Raw genomic sequence first — 17,862 nt, 5'->3', positions numbered from 1 at the left:
CTACGGCGTCACGAGCCGTGAGCCGACAGGTAACTCGCGAACCGCTCGTCGACCTCCTCGGCCGTCAAGCCGAAGTCCGCGAGGCTGTACCGGTGCACCGGTTTCCGCTCCCCGATCCGGCTCGCCTCGTGCACCGCCGTCATGGCGGCGCGCGCCTCGGGCGTGAACTCCAGTCCGAAGTGGTCGTACACAGTGGACACCGTGCCGATCGGGTCCGCCACGAAGTCCTCGTACCGCACGTCGCAGAACTGCGCCGGGTCGTGGCGTGCGCGGGCCCAGCTGAACTCGTCGGCTCCGCGCGCCCACAGGTCGAGCTGGCCGTGGCCGATCACCTCGCCCCGGAACTTCGCGGACCAGCCGTCTGCGGCCTTTTCGGCCAGGCTGCACATCGACGCCATGATCGTGCGCGGCGCCCGGTGCGTCTGGATCACCAGCGCGTCCGGGTAGTTCGCCATCAACGCGTCCAGCGCGAAGAGGTGGCTCGGGTTCTTGAGCACCCAGCGCTTGCCCGCGTCCGGCAGCCCGATGAGCTGCAGGTTGCGCTTGTGCCGGGCGTAGGCGTCCGTCCAGTCCTGTTTGGCCAGCCAGCGCGAGTAGCGCGGCAGGTACGCGAGGCACTCGAAGGACACCGACCGCATCGACTGGCGCAGCAGCTGCCAGCACTCCTCCACCTGGTCGGCGGACATGTGGTGCACGCCCATGAACTCCGGGTGCTCGACGTGGTGGCGTTCGTAGCCGGCCTGGATGCCCTGGAAGATCGGGTTTTCCGCCCACGTCGCCCGCGGCGGCCGCGGCTGCGGGACCTCGGCGAGCCACACTTCGAGACCCTGGTGCCCGGGGTCCTCGGCGAGCAGCCGGTGCAGCGCCGTCGTGCCGGTGCGGGGCAGGCCGGTGACGAAGATCGGCCGCTCCACGCGGACGTCCGCGTACGCCGGGTGCTGCTTCCACGACGCCTCGCTGAGCAGCCGCGCCACGAGCGCGCCGCGCAGGAACGCCCGGTGCACCTTGTTGCCGTACGCGGTCAGTTCCGCGTCGGCTTCGTAGGACTCCAGCAGTACGCGCAGGCCTTCGACGTACTCGTCCGCGCCGAAGTCGCCGAGCCCGGTGAGCTTCGACGCCGAGGCGTGCAGGTCCTCGACGGTGCCCACGTCTTCCCGGCCGGGGAGCATCTAACCTCCTAGTGGTGGTACTCGCCGCCGTTGACGTCGAGGCACTGCCCGGTGATCGCGCGCGCCATCGGCGAGGCGAGGAACACCACGGCGTCCGCGATCTCGTCGGGTTCCGGCAGCTTGCGCAGGTCTGTCGTGGACGCCGTCTCGGTGTAGACGTCTTCCGGCGTGATGCCGCGTTGCTTGGCCAGGTAGGCGAAGTACCACTGGAGGTTGGGCCCCCAGATGTACCCGGGCGCCACGGTGTTGACGCGCACGCCGTCCGGCCCGAGCTCGCTCGCGAGGCTCTGGGAAAGCGACAGCAGCGCCGACTTCGCCATCTTGTAGGCGCCGAACGTGCGCCGCGAATGCCGGAGCACGGCCGAGTTGATCATCACCAGCGAGCCCTTGCTCTCCTTGAGCGCGGGCAGGAACAGCCGGGTCAGCCGGAGCACGGAGATCGCCGCGGTCTCGAAGCCCGCGCGCACGGCGTCGAGGTCCACAGTGGCCAGATCGGTCAGCGGCGGGACGGCGAAGGCGTTGTGCACCACCGCGTCCACCCGGCCGAAGGCCTTGACCGCCTCGGTCACCAGGTTGGCCGCCGAGTCCGCGTCGTCGATGTCGGTCCGGATCGCCACCGCCCGGCGCCCGAGGTCGGTGACTTCCTTCGCGACCTCGGTGAGCCGCGACTCGGTGCGGGCGGCGAGCACGACGTCGGCGCCGGCCAGCGCGCTGCGCACGGCGATCGACCGGCCGAGCCCGGGACCGATGCCCGAGACGACGACCACCTTGTCCTGCAACAGGTTGTCCACGCTCACCCCAGCATCCGGGCGGCGACGGCGTCCTGCCGGGCCGCGATCCTGGCCGCCCACTGCTCCGGCGTCACGCGTGCTTCTTCGTGGTAGGGCAGCCGGTCGGGCAGTTCGTCGGTCTTGACGACCTCGACGACCGGGCCGTCGTCCGGGCCGAGGTCGCGGGCGAGCCGCTGCCAGCGGATCTGGACGTACCCGCGGTCGTGGCCGGTGAGTTCGAGCCAGTTCGCCAGGCCGGGGTCGCGCTCGGCGAGGACGAACCGGAGCTTGCCGTCCGGGTCGACGCGGGCCTGGTCGGCGGTGAGGCTCGTCTGGTGGTTGATGTAGTCGAGCGAGACGTACCAGGGGCTGCCGAGCTGGATGCCCTGGTACGGCGCGTCGGCGCAGCGCGGCACGGTGACGATCATCGCCTCTTCGCCGCCCAGCTCGTAGTGCCCGGCCGAGGAGAACTGCGTCGTCAGGCCACCCGGTGTCGAGCGCGGCTCGGTCATCGTGTTCACCGGCAGGTTGTCGTAGAACCACTTCGGGAAGGCCAGGAACGTCCTGAGCCGGCTCAGCAGGATCTTGCCGGTGACCCCGTATCGCTTGGCCATGGCCGACCGGTCCGGCACCGGCGGCGCCTGGCCGGCGGTGTCGACGCACCGGATGCGGATCTCGCCGCGCCGCTCGGTGGCCCAGTCGCTGTAGACCTCGCGGACCACGAGCATCGACGAACCTTCGCCGAGGACGAAGTAGTTGGGGCCCGGGTTTTCGCGCGCGGGGCCGAACCGCAGCTCGAACCGGCCGTCCGGGCCGATCTCGATGGCCCGGTCGTCGAACGCGGCGAGGCTGTCGGGCACCTCCACCGGCGAGTAGTCACCGTTCAGGACCTGGAAGCTCAGGTCGGCGGTGGTCCCGCGGACGCCGGTGACCAGGTACTCGCGGTCGGCGCGGATGTTCGCGTTGAAGTACAGCGTGTCCGGGTTGTCCAGGCCCATCTTCGTGTAGGGCCCGGTGGACGCGGTGAAGTACGGGAAGTCGCGCTGGTAGGCCCAGGCCATCTGCAGCGACGCCCGGATGCTGCCGGCGAGGTAGTCGTAACCCTCCAGCAGGCCCTGCTCGGTCTGCGCCGGCGGGGCTTCCGCGATCAGCTTCTCGGCCTCGACGATGGCGTCGGCGAACGACCGGGTCAACGAGAACTCGTTCTCGATCATGCCGGGACGGCCCAGCGGTTCGCGAGCAGCCGGAAGCCCGGGAGGCCGTCCCAGGACATCATCGACTCGTAGGTGCGGACGTACCCGATGTGCGAGATCCGCCAGGCGCCGTCGTTCTCCCGGCGGTAGGTGTCCTCGTAGAACGCGGCGCCTTCGATGATCACCTTGTGGTCGGGGACGATCACCCGGTCGGTGAACGACCACCGCCCGGTCGCGGTGTCGCCGTCGACGTCGATCTCGGGCTGACCTGCGTGGTGCACGGTGATGATGCCATTGCCGAGGCTCTGGGTGAGGAATTCGACAATGGCGTCGCGGCCTTCGAACTGCTTCCCGTCGCCCCCGACGGCATGGGTCCCGTAGTCGGCCGTGGCGTCGACGGTGAACGTGCCGGCCACCTCGTCCCACAGTTTCAGGTCCACCCCGCGCAGGTACCGGTACTTCAGCCGCTTGATCTCTTCGAGTACGCCCAGGTCCATGCCCCCAGGGTCCCGCACCGCTTGACCGATGACAAGAACATGTTCTACTTTTTTCCGGTGTCCGTGACCTCGTACGAGCTTTCGCACCTGGCCGCGCTCGAAGCGGAGGCCGTGCACGTCTTCCGCGAGGTCGCGGCGACCTTCGAGCGCCCGGTCCTGCTCTTCTCCGGCGGCAAGGACTCGGTGGTGATGCTGCACGTCGCCGCGAAGGCGTTCTGGCCGGCGTCGCTGCCGTTCCCCGTGCTGCACGTCGACACCGGGCACAACTTCGACGAGGTGCTGCGGTTCCGCGACGAGACCGTCGCCGCCTTCGGCCTGCGCCTGGAGGTCGCGAGCGTGCAGGACGACCTCGACGCCGGCCGCGTCGTCGAGGAGACCGGGCCGCGGGCCAGCCGCAACCGGCTGCAGACGGTGACGCTGCTGCGGGCGATCCGCGAGGGCGGCTTCGACGCCGTGTTCGGCGGCGCTCGCCGCGACGAAGAGAAGGCCCGTGCCAAGGAGCGCGTGTTCAGCTTCCGCGACGAGCACGGTCAGTGGGACCCGCGGGCGCAGCGCCCGGAGCTGTGGAACCTCTACAACGGGCGGCACCGGCGCGGCGAGCACATCCGCGTCTTCCCGCTGTCGAACTGGACCGAGCTCGACATCTGGCAGTACATCCGGGACGAGCGGATCGCGCTGCCGCCGCTGTACTACGCCCACCGCCGTCCGGTGGTCCAGCGCGATGGCATGCTGCTGGCCGCCACCCGTTTCCTGTCCCTTGTGGACGGGGAGACGCCGTACGAGGCGACCGTCCGGTTCCGGACCGTCGGCGACGCCACGTGCACCGGCTGCGTCGAGTCGTCGGCGGCCACCCCGTCCGAAGTGGTTACCGAGGTGGCCGCCACGCGCATCACGGAACGCGGGGCCACGCGGGCCGACGACCGGATTTCCGAAGCAGGCATGGAAGATCGCAAGCGGGAGGGCTACTTCTGATGCAGCTGCTGAGGATCGCCACCGCCGGGAGCGTGGACGACGGGAAGTCCACGCTGATCGGGCGGCTGCTGTTCGACTCGAAGGCGATCTTCACCGACCAGCTCGCCGCCCTCGAGCGCGCCAGCCGCGACCGCGGCGAGGACTACCCGGACCTCTCGCTGCTCACCGACGGCCTGCGGGCCGAGCGCGAGCAGGGCATCACGATCGACGTCGCCCACCGGTACTTCGCCACGCCCAAGCGCAAGTTCATCATCGCGGACACGCCGGGGCACCTGCAGTACACGCGGAACATGGTGACCGGTGCGTCCACCGCCGACCTGGCGCTGATCCTCGTCGACGCGCGCAAGGGCGTGCTCGAGCAGTCCCGGCGCCACGCGTTCCTCGCGTCGCTGCTCGGGATCGGGCACCTCGTGGTGTGCGTGAACAAGATGGACCTCGTCGGCTGGTCCCAGGAGCGGTTCGACGAGATCCGCGAGGACTTCCGCCGGTTCGCCATGAAGCTCGACGTCGCCGACCTGACGTTCGTGCCGGTCTCGGCGCTGCACGGCGACAACGTCGTCCACCGCAGCGCGAGCACGCCCTGGTACGAAGGCACCTCGCTGCTGCACCAGCTGGAGGAGGTCCACGTCGCCTCCGACCGCAACCTGATCGACGCCCGGTTCCCGGTGCAGTACGTGATCCGCCGATCCGACTTCCGCGGCTACGCGGGGACCGTCGCCGGCGGGGTGTTCAAACCGGGTGACGAGGTCGTGGCGCTACCGTCTGGCTTCACGTCGAAGGTGCGCGCGGTGTGGGGACCGGGCGGGAAACCCCTGGAAGAGGCGTTCACCGGCCAAGCGGTGGCCGTCGAGCTGGCCGACGACCTCGACCTCGGCCGCGGAGCGATGTTGTGCCGCCCCGGAAACCGCGCGGAGTCCGCACGTGAGGTGGACGCCCTGGTCTGCTGGTTCTCCGAACGCGCCGCCTTGACGCCGGGCGCGACGTACGCGGTGCGGCACACGACCACCGAGACGCGGGGCTCGGTGGAGCGGCTGGAGTACCGCCTCGACGTCACCACCCTGCACCGCGACGAGACGGCGGAGTCGTTGCGGCTCAACGACATCGGCCGGATCCGGCTGCGCACACGGGCGCCGCTGCTGTTCGACCCGTACCGCCGCAACCGGGCCACCGGCGGCTTCCTGCTCGTCGACGAGCACACGGGCGACACGGTCGCGGCGGGCATGATCACCGGCGCCCCGGCGTCTCCGGTCGTCTGGCACACCGCGGCGGTCCGGCGCGAGGACCGCCCGACCCGGGGCGCCACGGTGTGGCTCACCGGGCTTTCGGCGTCCGGCAAGTCTTCGGTGGCGGTCGAACTGGAACGCCGGCTGGTCGCGGCCGGCCGGCCGGCGTACCTCCTCGACGGCGACAACCTGCGCCACGGCCTCAATGCCGGGTTGGGCTTCAGCCCCGAGGACCGCGCGGAGAATGTCCGGCGCGTGGCCGAGGTGGCGCGGCTGTTCGCGGACGCGGGCGTGGTGGCGATCGCGTCGCTGATCAGCCCGTACGAGGCCGACCGGACCCGGGCGCGGACGGTCCACGACGGGCTGCCGTTCGTCGAGGTCTTCGTCGACACACCGCTGGAGGTGTGCGAAGCCCGCGACCCGAAGGGCATGTATGCGAAGGCGCGCGCCGGGGAGATCACCGGCTTCACCGGCATCGACGCACCCTACGAGCGTCCGTCGTCCCCGGATCTGGTGCTGCGCCCGGCCGACGGCGACCCGGCGGCGATGGCGGCGGCGATCCAGGCCCTGCTCGACGACCTCGGCTGAAATTCGGTTGCTCGCGCCCCTAGGCTGGGCTGCATGACGTCGGTCAGGCAGGTCCAAGTCACCTTCGATTGCGCGGACCCCGAGCGCGTCGCCCGGTTCTGGTGCGAGGTGCTCGGGTACGAGCTGCACAGCTCGGGCCTCGTCTGCACCGACCCCACGGGAGTGGGCCCGCGGCTGTACTTCCAGCGCGTGCCGGAAGGCAAGGTCGTCAAGAACCGCGTGCACCTCGACGTCCGGGTCGGCACCGGGCTCGTCGGCGACGAGCGGCTCGCCGCGCTCGAAGCCGAGTGCTCGCGGCTGGAGACGTTCGGTGCGAAACGCCTGTGGCTCCAGGAGGCGGACGAAGAAAACGAGTCCTGCCTGACGATGCAGGACGTCGAGGGCAACGAGTTCTGCTTGGACTGACGCCTGCCCGGCTTCCAGCACGAAGGAAGCTCGGGAATGACTCATCGGGCAGGTCGGAGGTCCCCGATGAGTCATTCGCGACGCTCGGACCGGCTACATCGCGGCTGTACGCGTCTCCGCCGTCCCGGCCACCAAGCCGTTCACCCACAAGGACTGCACCTTCGTCGCCTCAGCCGCGGACGGCTTGGCGTTCTTGCACGCCGTTCCCGGCCCGTGGCCGGACATCAGCTCCGTGCACGGCCCGCTGTAGTGGTCCGGCAGGCCGAGGTTGTGGCCCAGTTCGTGCGCCGCGATGCGCGTCGGGTCGTAGCCCTCGGCCACCTGGCTCGTGTCCAGGTAGATCTGCCCGCGCCCATGGCCGTTGGTGTTCGTGTACGACCCGCCGCTGTGCACCTCGTGGAACACGATCGTCGCGCCCGTGGCCCGCTTGACCAGCTTCACGTCGCTGACAGCCGCATTCCAGTTGGCCGCGCCCTGGTCGATCTGGGCGAGGTAGTCCGGCGCGCCCGAAGAGCTGTAGTACAGCGTCGTGACAGCCGCCGCCGATGCGGCCGGGGCGGTGGCCAGTCCCAGACCCAGCGGGGCCGCGATGGCGGTGGCCAAGGCCACGACCCGGCCGATCACGCGTCCGTTCATCGTGTCTCCTTCGTCCGATTCAGAGAGCACTTCACCGTGGTTCGCGCGATCAGGTTAGGAGGCCACCACCGTCGCGGCCACGGCCGAAAGTCGTTCCCTCGCGGAAGGGCGCCCGGCCCCACCACGACCTGGACCTGGCCACCGGCCTGTTCCGCGTGGTCGCGGGCTTCCGGCCGAGCGTGCCGCCGCCGGTGGCCGCGGGTGTTCCGCGCCCTGGCCACGGTGGAAGGCACCCTGGCCGCACTCGATCCCGGCTGGTGATCAGCGCACTGGTGAGGCTGCTTTTCGGCGTCTGCCGACGTTCCGGGCGAGCGTCACGATCAGCCCGATGAAGCCGGCGACGACCAAGACGGCACCGCCGACGACCCACCACCGCAGGCCGGCCAGGGTGCCGTCGGAGTAGGGCGTTCCGGGCAGGCCCGCGTCGGCGAACGCGGTGACCGGGGGCAGGGGCTTCGGGGTGACGACCGTGCCGGTGGCGACCACGATCCCGATGACCGCGGACAACCGCACCGGGCCGCCGAACCGTGAGTCGTCGGAATTGCCGCGGTTGTCACCTTCGACGAAGATCGCGCCCTCGGGCACCTCGGCGGAGAACTCGAAGAGACTTTCGAAGCCGGGAGTGATGTAGGGCTCGATGATCGGCTTGCCGTTGACCGAGAGGTGCTCGTCGGTGCAGCAGGCGACCTTGTCCCCGGCGACCCCGACCACGCGGACGACACCGACTCCGTCGCGGGCCGACTCGGCGTACGCCCTCAGGTCGATGGCGACGACATCCCCGCGGTGTACCTCGGCGTCGCCGCCCCGGCGCATGACGAGCCGATCGCCGGCGGCGAAGGTCGGGCTCATGTTCCCGCCCTGCAACGCGTAAGCCTGGTACCCCACCGTCAGCCGGCCGAAGCCGTACACACCGGCGCCGGCGCCGAGCACCATGACGACGATCATCGGCAGCAGCACCACCTTGGACCCGGAGCGGTTCGAGGCGGATGGCGGGGCGGATGGCGGTGCGGGCGGGAACGACATTTCGGTCACGAAGATCTATCGCGTGCCCGCTTCCGCCGTTAACCCGCGCGCGGGGCGTACATGATCACCGCGACCCCGGCCAGGCACAGCAAAGCGCCGATGACGTCGTAGCGATCGGGACGGTAGCCGTCCGCGACCATTCCCCAGGCCAACGAGCCCGCGACGAACACGCCGCCGTACGCGGCGAGGATGCGGCCGAAGTGGGCGTCCGGCTGAAGGGTCGCCACGAAGCCGTACACGCCCAGCGCCACGACGCCGCCGCCGATCCACAGGAGACCGCGGTGTTCGCGGATGCCCTGCCAGATCAGCCAGGCGCCGCCGATTTCGCATCCGGCCGCGGCCAGGAACAGGAGGAGCGACCGCAGGACCACCCGGGGATACTAACCTCGTGCCGTTCACGCTGAGTCATCCCGCCGCTGTGCTCCCCCTGGCGCGACGGCCGCTGGTGCCCTCCGCGCTCGTCGCCGGGTCGATCGCGCCGGACGTCTTCTGGTTCGTGCCACGGCTTCACAGCGTGGGCCTGACGGACACCCACGAATTCACCGCGATCCTGTGGCTCGACCCGCTCATCGCGCTCGTCCTGCTGGCCGTGTTCCACGTGCTGCTGAAACGGCCGCTGCTGGCGCTGGCCCCCAAACCGCTCGCCGAACGGCTTCCCCGCCGCTTCGGCTGGAAGCGGCCGGGGTGGATCGCCCTTTCGCTGGTGCTCGGCGCCGCCACGCACGTCGGCTGGGACGCCTTCACCCACGAAAGCGGCGGGCCGGCGTTCCTGCGGACCCCGCTCGTCACCGGCGTCGACGTCGGACGGCTGATCCAGCTGGTCAGCACGATCGCCGGCGCCGTGATCCTCGCCTGGTGGCTGTGGCGCTGGTACCGCGCCGCGCCCGTCGCGCCGGCGCCACCGGGCACCCGCCACCGCAAGACCGTCGCCGCGGTCCTGGCGGCCGGCACGCTCACCGGCGGGCTCGTCGAAGTGCTGCCGTTCCTCGCCCACCACGACCCGATGACCCGCGCCGGCGTGGTCGGCAACGCGACCTACCTGCTCGTCACCGGTGTCTGCAGCGGGTTCTTCGCCACGCTCGGCTTGTACGCACTGGCCTGGCACGCGCGGTATAGGGCGTTATACGCAAAGCGGGCCACCTCGGAAGGTGACCCGCTCGACGCGAACGAACTCAGACGGTGAAGCCGAGGGCGCGCAGCTGTTCGCGGCCGTCCTCGGTGATCTTCTCCGGGCCCCACGGCGGCATCCAGACCCAGTTGATCCGGAAGTCCTTGACCAGGCCGCCGGACGTCAGGGCCGCCGACGTCTGGTCTTCGATGACGTCGGTCAGCGGGCAGGCCGCCGAGGTCAGCGTCATGTCGATCGTCGCGGTGTTGTCCGGCTCGACACGGATGTCGTAGACCAGCCCGAGGTCGACGACGTTGATGCCGAGCTCCGGGTCGACGACGTCGCGCATGGCCTCCTCGACGTCCTCGAGCTTCGCGAGCTCGAGGTCCTGCGTCGCGGTGGTCTCGGCGTCGAGGTCGGCGGCGGTGCGTCCCTCACGAGTGGCGGTTTCCTCGGTCATGCTTTCCCATCTCCACTGGTCCGGGCGACGGCGTCCTTGAAAGCCATCCAGCCGAGGAGGGCGCACTTCACGCGAGCCGGGTACTTGGCAACGCCCGCGAAGGCGATCCCGTCCTCCAGCACGTCCTCGTCCGGCTCGATCTTTCCCTTGCCCTGCATCAGTTCCACGAAGGCGTCCATGGTGGTGAACGCTTCTTCGAGCGTGTGGCCGACGACGAGGTCCGTCATGACCGACGTCGAGGCCTGGCTGATCGAGCAGCCCTGGCCGTCGTAGGAGACGTCGGTGACCTTGCCGTCGTCGAGCTTGACCCGCAGTGTCACCTCGTCGCCGCAGGTCGGGTTGACCTGGAACGACTCGGCGTCGAACGGGTCGCGCAGACCGCGCCCGTGCGGGTTCTTGTAGTGGTCCAGGATGATCTCCTGGTACATGCTCTCCAGGTTCACCGGCTCACCCCGAAGAACTTCTGCGCCTCCCGGACGCCCGCCACCAGGGCGTCCACTTCGGACAGCGTGTTGTACAGGTAGAACGACGCGCGCACGGTCGCCTGGGCGCCGCAGGCCCGGTGCAGCGGCCACGCGCAGTGGTGGCCGACGCGGACCGCGATGCCGAGGCTGTCGAGCACCTGGCCGGCGTCGTGCGGGTGCACGCCGTCGATCACGAACGACACGGTCGCGCCACGGTCGGCCAGGTCCGTCGGCCCGATGATCCGGACACCCGGGATGGCGCCGACGCCCTCGAGGGCGGCCGCGGCGAGCTCCTTCTCGTGCGCCGCGACGCGGTCCATGCCGATGGCCGAGAGGTAGTCGACGGCCGCGCCGAGGCCGATGGCCTGCGACGTCATCGGCACGCCGGCCTCGAACCGCTGCGGCGGTGGCGCGAAGGTCGAGCCCTCCATGCGGACCATCTCGATCATCGACCCGCCGGTGAGGAAGGGCGGCATGGCCGACAGCAGTTCGGTGCGCCCGTAGAGGACGCCGATGCCGGACGGGCCGAGCATCTTGTGCCCGGAGAACACGGCGAAGTCGACACCGAGGGCGTGGAAGTCCACCGGGAAGTGCGGCACCGACTGGCAGGCGTCGAGCACGGTGAGCGCGCCGACGGCCTTCGCCTTGTCGACGAGCAGCGAGACCGGGTTGACCGTGCCGAGCACGTTCGACTGGTGCGCGAACGCGACCACCTTGGTGCGAGGCGTGATCAGTTCGTCCACATCGGACAGATCCAGGCGGCCTTCGGGCGTCACCTTGAACCACTTCAGCGTCGCCCCGGTGCGCTGGCACAGCTGCTGCCACGGCACGAGGTTCGCGTGGTGCTCCATCTCGGTGATGACGATTTCGTCGCCCGGCCCGACCACGAAGCGCGAAGCCTCGGGACCGGCCGTGGCGGCGTTGCTCATCGAGTACGCGACCAGGTTGATGCCCTCGGTCGCGTTCTTGGTGAACACCAGCTCTTCGGGGTCGGCTCCGACGAACTCGGCGATCTTCGCCCGAGCGGACTCGTAGGCGTCGGTCGCCTCTTCGGAGAGCTGGTGGGCACCGCGGTGGACGGCGGCGTTCGACGTGAACACGTACTCGCGTTCGGCGTCGAACACCGCGGTCGGGCGTTGCGACGTCGCCCCGGAATCCAGGTACACCAAGGGTTTCCCGTCACGAACCGTGCGAGACAGGATGGGGAAGTCGGCCCTCAGGGCCGCCACGTCGAGTGGCACAGAGCTGGCCGAGGTGGTGGTCATCGGGCCGACTCCTCTCTTCTCGGTGTGCACCTGGGTGGGACGGTCAGACCGCGGCGGGCTCGGTCTTGCCGGTGTACTTGACGTACCCGTTCTCTTCCAGCTCGTCCGCCAGCTCCTTGCCGCCCGACTCGACGATCTTGCCGCCGGCGAAGACGTGCACGAAGTCCGGCGTGATGTGCCGCAGGATCCGGGTGTAGTGCGTGATCAGCATGACGCCGACCTCGCTCGAAGCCTTGTAGTTGTTCACGCCCTCGGAGACGACGCGCAGGGCGTCGACGTCGAGACCGGAGTCGGTCTCGTCGAGGATGGCGAACTTCGGCTTGAGCAGCGCCAGCTGCAGGATCTCGTGGCGCTTCTTCTCGCCGCCGGAGAAGCCCTCGTTGACCGAGCGCTCGGCGAACTCCTGCGAGATCTCGAGCTTGCCCATCTCCTCCTTGACCTCCTTGACCCAGTGGCGCAGCTTGGGGGCCTCGCCACGGACCGCGGTGGCCGCGGTGCGGAGGAAGTTGGACATGGACACGCCGGGCACCTCGACCGGGTACTGCATGGCCAGGAACAGACCGGCGCGGGCGCGCTCGTCGACGCTCATCTCGAGGACGTTCTCGCCGTCGAGCAGCACCTCGCCGGAGGTCACCTGGTACTTCGGGTGACCGGCGATCGCGTAGGACAGGGTGGACTTGCCGGAGCCGTTGGGGCCCATGATCGCGTGCGTCTCACCCGACTTGATCGTCAGGTTCACGCCCTTGAGGATCTCCTTGGCGCCTTCGTCGGTGTTGACCGAGGCGTGCAGGTCCTTGATTTCCAGGGTAGCCATTCTTCGTTTCCTAAAGTCTGCGGTGGACGGCGTCAGGCGCCAACGGCTTCGAGCTCGGCCTCGATCGCGGCTTCGAGACGCTCGCGCACCTCGGGGACGTCGATCTTCACCAGGATCTCGTGGAAGAACCCGCGCACGACCAGCCGGCGGGCGGCTTCTTCGGCGATCCCGCGTGACTGGAGGTAGAACAACTGCTCGTCGTCGAACCTTCCCGTCGCGCTCGCGTGGCCGGCGCCTTCGATCTCGCCGGTCTCGATCTCGAGGTTCGGCACGGAGTCCGCGCGGGCGCCCGGGGTGAGCACCAGGTTGCGGTTGAACTCGTAGGTGTCGGTGGCCTCGGCCGCGGCCCGGATCAGCACGTCGCCGATCCACACCGTGTGCGCGCCCTCGCCCTGCAGCGCGCCCTTGTAGCCCACGCGCGACTTGCAGTTGGGCACCGCGTGGTCGACGAAGAGGCGGTGCTCCTGGTGCTGGCCACCGTCGGCGAAGTAGACGCCGAGCATGTCGACGTCGCCGCCCTTGTCGGCGAAGGTCGCCGTCGGGGAGACGCGGACCAGGTCACCGCCGAGGGTGATCACGGTGTGCCGGAGCGCGGCGTCGCGGCCCAGCTTCAGGTGCTGCTCGGAGACGTGCACCGCGTCGTCGGCCCAGTCCTGGACGCTGACCACGGTGACCTTGGCGCCGTCGCCGATGACGAACTCGACGTTGTCGGCGTAGGTGCCGGAGCCGACGTGGTCGAGCACGATCACGGCTTCGGCGAACGCCTCGGCACGCACCTGCAGGTGCCCGTAGGCGACCTTGTCCTCGCCCGGCCCATGGATGCGCAGCACCGACGGCTTCGACGCCTTCGTCTCCTTGGGCACCGTCACGATGGTGGCCTTGGTGAACGAGGAATACGCCTGCGCGGCGATCCGGTCGCTCGGGACGCCGGCCTGGCCCAGCCGCGGGTCGTCGCGGCCGACGGTCACGATGCCCAGCTCGGGCGCGGCGTCGGCGTCGAGGGTGATCTCGCCGGTGGCGACCGCGCTGCCGTCGTGCAGGCCGCGCAGCCGCTTCATCGGCGTGAAGCGCCAGTTCTCCTCACGGCCGCTCGGGACCTCGAAGGCCTCGACGTCGTAGGAGGTGAAACGCTCCGCGCGGGACGCGGCCGGAATGACCGCCCCCTCGCGCAAAGCGCCGGAAACGTTGTTCTCGGTAACCGACATGACTAGCCGACGGACCCTTCCATCTGGAGCTCGATCAGGCGGTTCAGCTCGAGCGCGTACTCCATCGGCAGCTCGCGCGCGATGGGCTCGACGAACCCGCGCACGATCATCGCCATGGCCTCGGCCTCGTCGAGACCGCGCGACATCAGGTAGAACAGCTGCTCTTCGCTGACCTTCGACACGGTGGCCTCGTGGCCCATGGACACCTCGTCGTTGCGGATGTCCACGTACGGGTACGTGTCCGAGCGCGAGATCGTGTCCACCAGCAGGGCGTCGCAGACGACGCTGGAGCGCGAGTGGTGCGCGCGCTTCGCGACGCGGACCAGGCCGCGGTAGGAGGTGCGGCCGCCGCCGCGCGCCACCGACTTCGACACGATCGTCGAGGAGGTGTACGGCGCGAGGTGCTCCATCTTGGCGCCCGCGTCCTGGTGCTGGCCCTCGCCCGCGAACGCGACCGAGAGGACCTCACCCTTGGCGTGCTCGCCCATGAGGAAGACCGACGGGTACTTCATCGTCACCTTGGAACCGATGTTGCCGTCGATCCATTCCATGGTCGCGCCCGCTTCGCACTTGGCGCGCTTGGTGACCAGGTTGTAGACGTTGTTCGACCAGTTCTGGATGGTCGTGTAGCGGCAGCGGGCACCCTTCTTGACGATGATCTCCACGACCGCCGAGTGCAGCGAGTCGGACTGGTAGATCGGCGCCGTGCAGCCCTCGACGTAGTGCACGTAGGCGTCTTCGTCGACGATGATCAGGGTGCGCTCGAACTGGCCCATGTTCTCGGTGTTGATCCGGAAGTAGGCCTGCAGCGGGATGTCCACCTTGACGCCCTTGGGCACGTAGATGAACGAGCCGCCGGACCACACCGCCGTGTTCAGCGCGGAGAACTTGTTGTCCCCGGCCGGGATGACCGAGCCGAAGTACTCCTCGAACAGCTCCGGGTGCGTCTTGAGCGCGGTGTCCGTGTCCAGGAACAGCACGCCCTGCTTCTCGAGGTCCTCGCGGATCGAGTGGTAGACGACTTCGGACTCGTACTGCGCGGCGACCCCGGCGACGAGGCGCTGCTTCTCCGCCTCGGGGATACCCAGCCGGTCGTACGTGTTCTTGATGTCCTCGGGAAGGTCTTCCCAGCTCGCAGCCTGCTTCTCGCTGGAGCGGACGAAGTACTTGATGTTCTCGAAGTCGATCCCGGAGAGGTCGGCCCCCCAGTTGGGCATGGGCTTCTTCTCGAAGAGCTTGAGCGCCTTCAGTCGCGCTTCGCGCATCCACTCCGGCTCGGACTTCTTCCCGGAGATGTCGGTGACGACATCCTCGTTCAGCCCGCGACGGGCGCTGGCGCCCGCCTCATCGGAGTCGGCCCAGCCGAACGCGTACTTGCCCAGGGACTCGATGGTCTCTTCCTGGCTCAAGGGCGCGGTGGTGGGAGTGCGCTGCTCGGCAGCGGCAGTCATGCGGGTTTCCCTCCATTCGGGATCCGTGCTTCCTCCGTGGACCGCAGCTGGGCGGCCCTCGAAGGCTCTGTGCTTTCCGGCTCGGGATGGGCCGGCTGACCCGCCGTGACGGGTACGTGGGTGGTGCACGCGGAATCACCGCGCGCGATGGTCGCCAGCCGCTGGACGTGGGTGCCCAGCAGCTTCGCGAACGCTTCCGTCTCGGCCTCGCACAGCTGCGGGAACTCCGCGGCGACGTGGGCGACCGGACAGTGGTGCTGGCAGAGCTGCGCGCCGACGTTCTGCCCCGCGGCCTTCTTTTCGAAGGCGTTGGCGCCGACCAGACGGGTCGACGCAGCGTAGCCTTCCCTGCTCAGCGCGGTTGCGAGGGCCTCGGCCCGGGCGGCGGGGTCACTCGACCCGGTGATCGCCGGGCGGTGCGGCCCGACCAGCTTCTCGATGCGACGCTCGGCGAAGGCGCGGACGGCGTCTTCACCGGCGTGCTCGGCGAGGAAACGGATGGCGGAGACGGCCAGGTCGTCGTAGGCGTGCCCGAACCGCGCACGGCCGGCCTCGGTCAGCAGGAACAGTTTCGCCGGGCGGCCCCGGCCCCGGGGTCCGCGGCGCGGCGCGTCCCGCGTCTCGGCTTCGCCGTCCGCGAGAAGGGCGTCGAGGTGGCGGCGGACGGCGGCGGGACTGATCCCGAGCTGCTCGGCGACCACGACGGCGGTCATGGGACCCTGTTCCAGCAGCAGCCGGGCGACCTCGTGCCGGGTCTTGCCCTCGGCGCTGACCTGCGACGGAACGTGCGGATGCGCGGCGCGGGGCATGCCGCCGCCCGCCTGGTCACCCGCCTCCGTCTTTTTCACAACACAAGTGTGTCTTATTTCCCCGTGATCGGCAAAGGCGGGGTGTCCGGCAGTGACCCGACTCACTCCGGTGCGGCACCGATACCCTGCACGCGTGGCAGTGGGCGAACACCCGGCGCAGCAGGGCCGGCAAGTGGCACGGATCGCGGACGAGCGTGTCCACCCGGTGACGATCTCGCCCGTCCACCCCCGCGAACCCCTGCCGCTGGAGGCCGACGAGCAGCGCGGGCTGAACGTCGTCCGCCGCTTCGGCACGGTCGGTTCGCTCTTCCTCGCGCTCGGCTCCCTCGGCGCCGGCGCCGCCCCGGTGATCAACCCGGTGCAGGAGATCCCGGTGCTGAGACTGTTCACCCGCATCCCGACGGTGTCGCTGGCCATCGCCATCTCCGGGATGGGCATCCTGGTGCTGAGCTGGCTGATGCTCGGCCGGTTCGCCCAGCCCAGCCGCACGCGGCTCGCGTCGCAGGGGCAGCTGGCGCGCACGATCGCGCTGTGGGTGGTGCCGCTGCTGGTCATCCCGCCGCTGTTCTCCCGCGACGTCTACAGCTACCTCGCGCAGAGCGAAATCGTGCACCGCGGGATGGACCCCTACACCCTCGGCCCGGCGCAGGCCCTCGGCGTCGCGGACAAGTTCACCGCGGGTGTGTCGAACATGTGGCGCGAGACGCCGGCGCCCTACGGCCCGGTCGTGCTGCGCCTCGGCGGCTGGCTCGCCCCGCTGGCCGGCAACAGCATCGCGGTCGGCGTGCTGCTCCAGCGCGTCCTCGCGCTGGCCGGCGTGGTCCTCATCGTCTGGGCGCTCCCGCGGCTGGCGCGCCGGTTCGGCGTCCAGCCCGCGACCGCGTTGTGGCTCGGCGCCCTGAACCCGCTGCTGATCTTCCACTTCGTCGCCGGCGCCCACAACGACGCGCTCGCCGTCGGCCTGATGCTCGCCGGGCTGGAGGTGGGCATCCGGCGGCTGCCGATCCGGGTGAAGGGCGACACGCCACCCCCGCTCGGGCGCGGGGAACTGCTGTACATCGCGCTCGGCGTCGCGATCATCACCCTCGGCGTCGCCGTGAAGCTGCCGGCGGTGTTCGCGCTGCCGTTCTTCGCGGTGATGGTGGCGCGCCGCCGGCACGGCAGGCTGAAGGACCTGTTCCTGGCCGGGGCGCCGATGGCGCTGTGGTTCGGTGTGGTCCTGGTGGCCGTCTGCTTCGGCACCGGGCTCGGCTTCGGCTGGTTCGGGGCGACGTTCAACACCCCCGGCCTGGTCCGCTCCTGGATCTCCCCCACCGCCGAGCTGGCCAACCTCTCCGGCGTCCTCGGCATCGCGCTCGGGCTGGGCAACCACACGAACGCGCTGGTGCCGATCCTCGGTGCCCTCGGCTACCTCGTCGCCGTCGGGATCACCTTCAAGTTCCTGTGGGACAGCTTCAAGTGGCGCTACCGGCCGATCATCGGGCTCGGCGTCTCTCTGGGCGCAGTGATGATCCTGCAGATCAACCTGCAGCCCTGGTACGTGCTCTGGGCGGTGATCCCGCTCGCCGCCGCGGCCGGGACATCGCGGTTCCGGGTGGCGGCGGCGGTGCTGTCGGCCGCCCTGCCGTTCCTGCTCCCGCCCACCGGCAGCACCTTCGACGGCCGCCCCTACGTGCTGCCGTTCGCCTACATCGCGGCGATCGTCGTCTGCGGCGCCGGGATGCTGATCGTGCGGCGCCTCGCTCCGGTATTGCTCTCCCGGCCGTCCCCGCGGGTGCCCGCGGGTGCCGACGCCGTATCGTGACGCGAT

General features: G+C 69.9%; 19 protein-coding genes. 5 read left to right on the top strand and 14 right to left on the bottom strand.

Annotated elements, in window-relative coordinates:
• Window positions 1–8 precede the first annotated feature (8 nt).
• The 4 genes from AB0F15_RS09310 to AB0F15_RS09295 are packed head-to-tail and all read right to left on the bottom strand — an operon-like array spanning window position 9 to window position 3,629.
• Window positions 9–1,169 (bottom strand): sulfotransferase, encoded by a 1,161-nt coding sequence (locus tag AB0F15_RS09310; protein WP_360267647.1) that lies wholly within the window; start codon window positions 1,167–1,169, stop codon window positions 9–11.
• 8 nt (window positions 1,170–1,177) lie between these two features.
• Window positions 1,178–1,966, bottom strand: a complete 789-nt coding sequence (locus tag AB0F15_RS09305) for an SDR family oxidoreductase (RefSeq protein WP_360267644.1) — start codon at window positions 1,964–1,966, stop codon at window positions 1,178–1,180.
• On the bottom strand, window positions 1,963–3,153 hold the full coding sequence (locus AB0F15_RS09300) for a hypothetical protein (protein WP_360267641.1): 1,191 nt from the start codon (window positions 3,151–3,153) through the stop codon (window positions 1,963–1,965). Before AB0F15_RS09300 ends, AB0F15_RS09305 begins: the two co-directional genes overlap by 4 nt.
• Entirely contained in the window at window positions 3,150–3,629 is a 480-nt protein-coding gene (locus tag AB0F15_RS09295) for a nuclear transport factor 2 family protein (RefSeq protein ID WP_360267638.1), read from the bottom strand. The genes AB0F15_RS09300 and AB0F15_RS09295 overlap by 4 nt, the downstream gene beginning before the upstream one ends.
• A gap of 39 nt (window positions 3,630–3,668) precedes the next feature.
• Here AB0F15_RS09295 and cysD point away from each other — a divergent pair, with 39 nt between their 5' ends.
• The 3 genes from cysD to AB0F15_RS09280 are packed head-to-tail and all read left to right on the top strand — an operon-like array spanning window position 3,669 to window position 6,817.
• Window positions 3,669–4,601 carry a sulfate adenylyltransferase subunit CysD gene (cysD, locus tag AB0F15_RS09290; protein ID WP_360267635.1) on the top strand — a complete coding sequence of 311 codons (933 nt, stop codon included), beginning with the start codon at window positions 3,669–3,671 and terminating at the stop codon, window positions 4,599–4,601.
• The gene (gene cysC, locus AB0F15_RS09285; RefSeq protein ID WP_360267632.1) at window positions 4,601–6,412 is read left to right on the top strand and encodes an adenylyl-sulfate kinase; all 1,812 of its coding nucleotides are present in this window, start codon (window positions 4,601–4,603) and stop codon (window positions 6,410–6,412) included. Before cysD ends, cysC begins: the two co-directional genes overlap by 1 nt.
• 33 nt (window positions 6,413–6,445) lie before the next feature.
• On the top strand, window positions 6,446–6,817 hold the full coding sequence (locus tag AB0F15_RS09280; protein WP_360267629.1) for a VOC family protein: 372 nt from the start codon (window positions 6,446–6,448) through the stop codon (window positions 6,815–6,817).
• Between the two features lie 93 nt (window positions 6,818–6,910).
• Here the strand turns inward: AB0F15_RS09280 and AB0F15_RS09275 are convergent, their stop codons facing one another.
• From AB0F15_RS09275 to AB0F15_RS09265, 3 genes are all read right to left on the bottom strand, one after another.
• Window positions 6,911–7,453 carry a snapalysin family zinc-dependent metalloprotease gene (locus AB0F15_RS09275; protein ID WP_360267627.1) on the bottom strand — a complete coding sequence of 181 codons (543 nt, stop codon included), beginning with the start codon at window positions 7,451–7,453 and terminating at the stop codon, window positions 6,911–6,913.
• A 261-nt stretch (window positions 7,454–7,714) separates the two neighbouring features.
• Window positions 7,715–8,410, bottom strand: coding sequence for a signal peptidase I (gene lepB / locus AB0F15_RS09270; protein WP_360267624.1), 696 nt, complete (start codon window positions 8,408–8,410; stop codon window positions 7,715–7,717).
• A gap of 104 nt (window positions 8,411–8,514) precedes the next feature.
• A complete protein-coding gene (locus AB0F15_RS09265) occupies window positions 8,515–8,847 on the bottom strand; it encodes a YnfA family protein (RefSeq protein WP_360267622.1) in 333 nt (110 codons plus the stop codon).
• Between the two features lie 17 nt (window positions 8,848–8,864).
• Here AB0F15_RS09265 and AB0F15_RS09260 point away from each other — a divergent pair, with 17 nt between their 5' ends.
• A complete protein-coding gene (locus AB0F15_RS09260; RefSeq protein ID WP_360267619.1) occupies window positions 8,865–9,659 on the top strand; it encodes a DUF4184 family protein in 795 nt (264 codons plus the stop codon).
• Here the strand turns inward: AB0F15_RS09260 and AB0F15_RS09255 are convergent.
• The 7 genes from AB0F15_RS09255 to AB0F15_RS09225 are packed head-to-tail and all read right to left on the bottom strand — an operon-like array spanning window position 9,649 to window position 16,052.
• Entirely contained in the window at window positions 9,649–10,044 is a 396-nt protein-coding gene (locus AB0F15_RS09255; RefSeq protein WP_360267617.1) for a metal-sulfur cluster assembly factor, read from the bottom strand. The genes AB0F15_RS09260 and AB0F15_RS09255 overlap by 11 nt on opposite strands.
• Window positions 10,041–10,487: a Fe-S cluster assembly sulfur transfer protein SufU gene (sufU, locus tag AB0F15_RS09250; protein WP_360267614.1), complete on the bottom strand. Its 447-nt coding sequence runs from the start codon at window positions 10,485–10,487 to the stop codon at window positions 10,041–10,043. Before sufU ends, AB0F15_RS09255 begins: the two co-directional genes overlap by 4 nt.
• Window positions 10,484–11,773 (bottom strand): cysteine desulfurase, encoded by a 1,290-nt coding sequence (locus tag AB0F15_RS09245; protein ID WP_360267611.1) that lies wholly within the window; start codon window positions 11,771–11,773, stop codon window positions 10,484–10,486. Before AB0F15_RS09245 ends, sufU begins: the two co-directional genes overlap by 4 nt.
• A 43-nt stretch (window positions 11,774–11,816) precedes the next feature.
• Window positions 11,817–12,587, bottom strand: coding sequence for a Fe-S cluster assembly ATPase SufC (gene sufC, locus AB0F15_RS09240; RefSeq protein ID WP_360267608.1), 771 nt, complete (start codon window positions 12,585–12,587; stop codon window positions 11,817–11,819).
• Between the two features lie 32 nt (window positions 12,588–12,619).
• Window positions 12,620–13,792, bottom strand: coding sequence for a Fe-S cluster assembly protein SufD (sufD, locus tag AB0F15_RS09235; RefSeq protein WP_360267605.1), 1,173 nt, complete (start codon window positions 13,790–13,792; stop codon window positions 12,620–12,622).
• Between the two features lie 2 nt (window positions 13,793–13,794).
• Complete coding sequence (gene sufB, locus AB0F15_RS09230; protein ID WP_360267602.1) at window positions 13,795–15,243, bottom strand: Fe-S cluster assembly protein SufB; 1,449 nt, start codon at window positions 15,241–15,243, stop codon at window positions 13,795–13,797.
• Window positions 15,240–16,052, bottom strand: a complete 813-nt coding sequence (locus AB0F15_RS09225) for a metalloregulator ArsR/SmtB family transcription factor (protein ID WP_360267908.1) — start codon at window positions 16,050–16,052, stop codon at window positions 15,240–15,242. The genes sufB and AB0F15_RS09225 overlap by 4 nt, the downstream gene beginning before the upstream one ends.
• A 172-nt stretch (window positions 16,053–16,224) precedes the next feature.
• On the opposite strand from AB0F15_RS09225, the gene mptB reads away from it, so the two are divergent.
• Window positions 16,225–17,856, top strand: coding sequence for a polyprenol phosphomannose-dependent alpha 1,6 mannosyltransferase MptB (mptB, locus tag AB0F15_RS09220; protein ID WP_360267906.1), 1,632 nt, complete (start codon window positions 16,225–16,227; stop codon window positions 17,854–17,856).
• Window positions 17,857–17,862: the final 6 nt, after the last annotated feature.

The sequence above is a fragment of the Amycolatopsis sp. NPDC026612 genome, assembly GCF_040638285.1.
Lineage (GTDB): Bacteria > Actinomycetota > Actinomycetes > Mycobacteriales > Pseudonocardiaceae > Amycolatopsis.
Note: the sequence above shows the minus strand (reverse complement) of the source record. Positions and strands in the feature narration are given on the sequence as shown.

Coding starts and splice junctions, on each gene's coding strand:
- AB0F15_RS09310 (WP_360267647.1), bottom strand. CDS start 1,169: ATGCTCCCCGGCCGGGAAGACGTGGGCACCGTCGAGGACCTGCACGCC.
- AB0F15_RS09300 (WP_360267641.1), bottom strand. CDS start 3,153: ATGATCGAGAACGAGTTCTCGTTGACCCGGTCGTTCGCCGACGCCATC.
- AB0F15_RS09295 (WP_360267638.1), bottom strand. CDS start 3,629: ATGGACCTGGGCGTACTCGAAGAGATCAAGCGGCTGAAGTACCGGTAC.
- cysD (WP_360267635.1), top strand. CDS start 3,669: ATGTTCTACTTTTTTCCGGTGTCCGTGACCTCGTACGAGCTTTCGCAC.
- cysC (WP_360267632.1), top strand. CDS start 4,601: ATGCAGCTGCTGAGGATCGCCACCGCCGGGAGCGTGGACGACGGGAAG.
- AB0F15_RS09280 (WP_360267629.1), top strand. CDS start 6,446: ATGACGTCGGTCAGGCAGGTCCAAGTCACCTTCGATTGCGCGGACCCC.
- AB0F15_RS09275 (WP_360267627.1), bottom strand. CDS start 7,453: ATGAACGGACGCGTGATCGGCCGGGTCGTGGCCTTGGCCACCGCCATC.
- AB0F15_RS09255 (WP_360267617.1), bottom strand. CDS start 10,044: ATGACCGAGGAAACCGCCACTCGTGAGGGACGCACCGCCGCCGACCTC.
- AB0F15_RS09245 (WP_360267611.1), bottom strand. CDS start 11,773: ATGACCACCACCTCGGCCAGCTCTGTGCCACTCGACGTGGCGGCCCTG.
- sufC (WP_360267608.1), bottom strand. CDS start 12,587: ATGGCTACCCTGGAAATCAAGGACCTGCACGCCTCGGTCAACACCGAC.
- sufD (WP_360267605.1), bottom strand. CDS start 13,792: ATGTCGGTTACCGAGAACAACGTTTCCGGCGCTTTGCGCGAGGGGGCG.
- sufB (WP_360267602.1), bottom strand. CDS start 15,243: ATGACTGCCGCTGCCGAGCAGCGCACTCCCACCACCGCGCCCTTGAGC.
- AB0F15_RS09225 (WP_360267908.1), bottom strand. CDS start 16,052: ATGCCCCGCGCCGCGCATCCGCACGTTCCGTCGCAGGTCAGCGCCGAG.